The 2,967-nt window shown below is 53.0% G+C and carries 3 protein-coding genes; 1 reads left to right on the plus strand and 2 read right to left on the minus strand.

Annotated features, from left to right (window positions below):
• Positions 1-560 (minus strand): phosphoenolpyruvate carboxylase (locus KQJ19_RS23180; protein ID WP_216404242.1); only part of this gene is annotated, 560 nt, incomplete at its 3' end.
• 343 nt (positions 561-903) lie between these two features.
• On the minus strand, positions 904-2,055 hold the full coding sequence (gene argE, locus KQJ19_RS23185; RefSeq protein WP_019077897.1) for an acetylornithine deacetylase: 1,152 nt from the start codon (positions 2,053-2,055) through the stop codon (positions 904-906).
• Between the two features lie 155 nt (positions 2,056-2,210).
• Here argE and argC point away from each other — a divergent pair.
• Positions 2,211-2,967: N-acetyl-gamma-glutamyl-phosphate reductase (gene argC, locus KQJ19_RS23190; RefSeq protein ID WP_216404243.1), on the plus strand; the 757-nt coding region annotated here is incomplete at its 3' end.

Consider the following 2,967-nt stretch of genomic DNA (forward strand, 5'->3'; position numbering starts at 1 on the left):
TGCCAGGACTGGGCAATCAACTGGCGCAGACGGCGCATCAACTGATGGCGCTCGTAATCGACGAGGTCTTTGTTATCAAGTTGCTTGAGACAGGCGTTCACTTCACCCATTTTATGGATCAGCGTACGGCGGGTGATCTCGGTCGGGTGGGCAGTGAGAACCAGCTCCAGGGAGAGAGATTCGACGGCTTTTTTGATGGTGGCTTCATCGAGGTTGGGCTGCTCTTTCAGTTTACGCAGAGTGCGAGCAATCACTTCCGGGTTGCTGGCTGCTTCGCCTTTTGGCGAAATGCTGTGGTACTGCTCGGCGGTGTTGGCCAGGTTCAGAAACTGGCTAAACGCGCGGGCAACCGGCAGCAGCTCGTCGTTAGACAGGTTTTGCAGCGTAGTGAGCAGCTCCTGGCGATTGACTTCATTGCCGGCGCGGGATGATTTGGACAACTTACGGATTGTTTCTACGCGGTCAAGAATGTTCTCTCCCAGCGCATCCTTGATGGTCTCCCCCAGCACTTTGCCGAGCATACTGACATTACTACGCAACGCGGAATATTGTTCGTTCATATTAACCCAGACACCCCATCTTTAATTTATGCGTCCTGTATCTTTCGCGCGACATCGGCGTTGGCTGCGCTTGCCCATCTGGTCACTTACTTATGTAAGCTCCTGGTATGAGCTCGCTTGCCGCCTTGCTGTGACGCGAAATCTCTCGGACTTTGTATGTTAGCCGTCTTTTATAAAGCCACGTAAAAGTCGTGACGTCAATTGCTGCGAAATCGGTTCAGCAAACGAAAAAATGACGGGAATTTACGTTATTTAATTCACATCGAATCAAATAAGCTTTGCTTATGGAAATGTTAATAAATTACCTCGCTTACCACTAAAGGGTTAGCGAGGCGATAAGCGGTTAATGCCAGCAGAAATGATGCACAACCTGGGTGATCAATTCGCGGGTTGGCTTAATAAAACGAGTTTCCAGATACTCATCCGGCTGATGCGCCTGATTAATGGAGCCAGGCCCTAACACCAGCGTCGGGCAAAGCGTCTGGATAAACGGCGCTTCGGTGCAGTAGTTCACCACTTCTGTCTGTGCGCCCAGCAGTTTCTCAACCACTTGTACCAGTTGATGATCTGGTGGGCACTCATAGCCTGGAATTGGCGGATGTAGCTCCGACACCGTCAGGCGACCCGGCCAGCGCTCGCTGACCGGGGTCAGCGCGTCGTTAAGTAAGCCATTGAGATCGTTAAGCGTCATGCCGGGCAGTGGGCGAATATCCATATGCAGCTCGCAGCAGGCGCAGATTCGGTTGGCGGCGTCGCCGCCGTGGATGTGACCCAAATTTAACGTCGGATACGGGACGGTAAAAGCATCATGGTGATAGCGCTCTTTCAGGTCATCGCGCAGATTCATGATATGACCGATGGCATCATGCATCAGTTCAATGGCATTCACGCCACGAGCCGGATCGCTCGAGTGACCCGATTGTCCCAAAATGCGAATCGCATTAGAGATATGACCTTTGTGTGCGCGGACCGGTTGCAGGGAGGTGGGTTCGCCAATGATCGCGCAATCCGGGCGTAAAGCGGTGGTTTCAGAGAAATAACGCGCTCCCGCCATGCTGGTCTCTTCATCGGCAGTGGCCAGAATGTACAGGGGCTTTTTCAGTTGAGTGACGTCGACGTCACGCAGCGCGTCGAGGATAAAGGCGAAGAAGCCTTTCATATCTGCCGTACCCAAACCGTAGAGCTTATTGTCATGCTCGGTCAGGGTGAACGGATCGCGCGTCCAGCGTCCGTCGTCAAAGGGGACGGTATCGGTATGGCCCGCCAACAACAAACCACCGGCTCCCTGTCCAATGCTTGCCAGCATATTGAATTTATTGCGCGTGTCGGGAACCGGCTGGACCTCCACATTAAAGCCTAAATCTTTGAACCAGCCCGCCAGCAGAGTGATTAAACCTGCATTACTTTGGTCGAGCGCTTCTTCGGTGGCGCTAATCGACGGCATGGCAATCAGAGCGCGGTATATCTCGATAAATGGCGGTAAATTGTTTTTCATTGTTGACACACCTCGGGTCATGATAGTATCAATATTCATGCAGTATTTGTGAATAAAAATACATTAACGTTGAGCGTAATAAAACCCACCAAGTGTAAGGTGAGGTGATAAAGGCTTATATCTGGCAACAGAATCTAAGAAGGTGAGCAGCCCCGATGTTGAATACGCTGATTGTGGGCGCCAGTGGCTATGCCGGCGCAGAGCTTGTGACCTATGTAAATCGCCATCCTGATATGACCATAACCGCTTTGACCGTCTCAGCGCAAAGCAATGATGCAGGAAAATTAATCTCCGATTTGCATCCGCAGTTGAAAGGCATTGTCGATTTACCGTTACAGCCAATGTCAGATATCAGCGAGTTTAGCGCAGGGGTGGACGTTGTGTTCCTCGCAACGGCACATGAGGTGAGCCATGACCTGGCCCCGCAGTTTTTGCAGGCCGGATGCGTGGTGTTTGACCTCTCGGGCGCGTTTCGCGTAAACGACGGCGCGTTCTATGAAAAATATTACGGCTTTACCCATCAGCATCCCGACCTGCTGGAGCAGGCGGTTTATGGACTGGCGGAGTGGAGCGCAGACCAACTGAAAGACGCGAATCTGATTGCCGTGCCGGGTTGCTACCCGACGGCGGCGCAGCTGTCGCTGAAACCACTGATTGATGCCGGGCTGCTGGATCTCAGCCAGTGGCCGGTAATTAACGCCACCAGCGGCGTGAGCGGCGCGGGACGTAAGGCGGCTATTTCCAACAGCTTTTGTGAGGTGAGCCTGCAGCCGTATGGCGTGTTTACCCATCGCCATCAGCCGGAAATCGCTACTCACCTTGGTGCGGAGGTGATCTTCACCCCGCATCTGGGCAACTTCCCGCGCGGAATTCTGGAAACCATCACCTGCCGTTTGCAAGCGGGCGTAACCC

Source organism: Citrobacter sp. S46_ASV_140, from assembly GCF_018919545.1.
GTDB lineage: Bacteria > Pseudomonadota > Gammaproteobacteria > Enterobacterales > Enterobacteriaceae > Citrobacter > Citrobacter braakii.

Bases quoted from the DNA above. Each gene is read 5' to 3' on its own strand.
- argE (WP_019077897.1), bottom strand. From the start codon at position 2,055: ATGAAAAACAATTTACCGCCATTTATCGAGATATACCGCGCTCTGATT.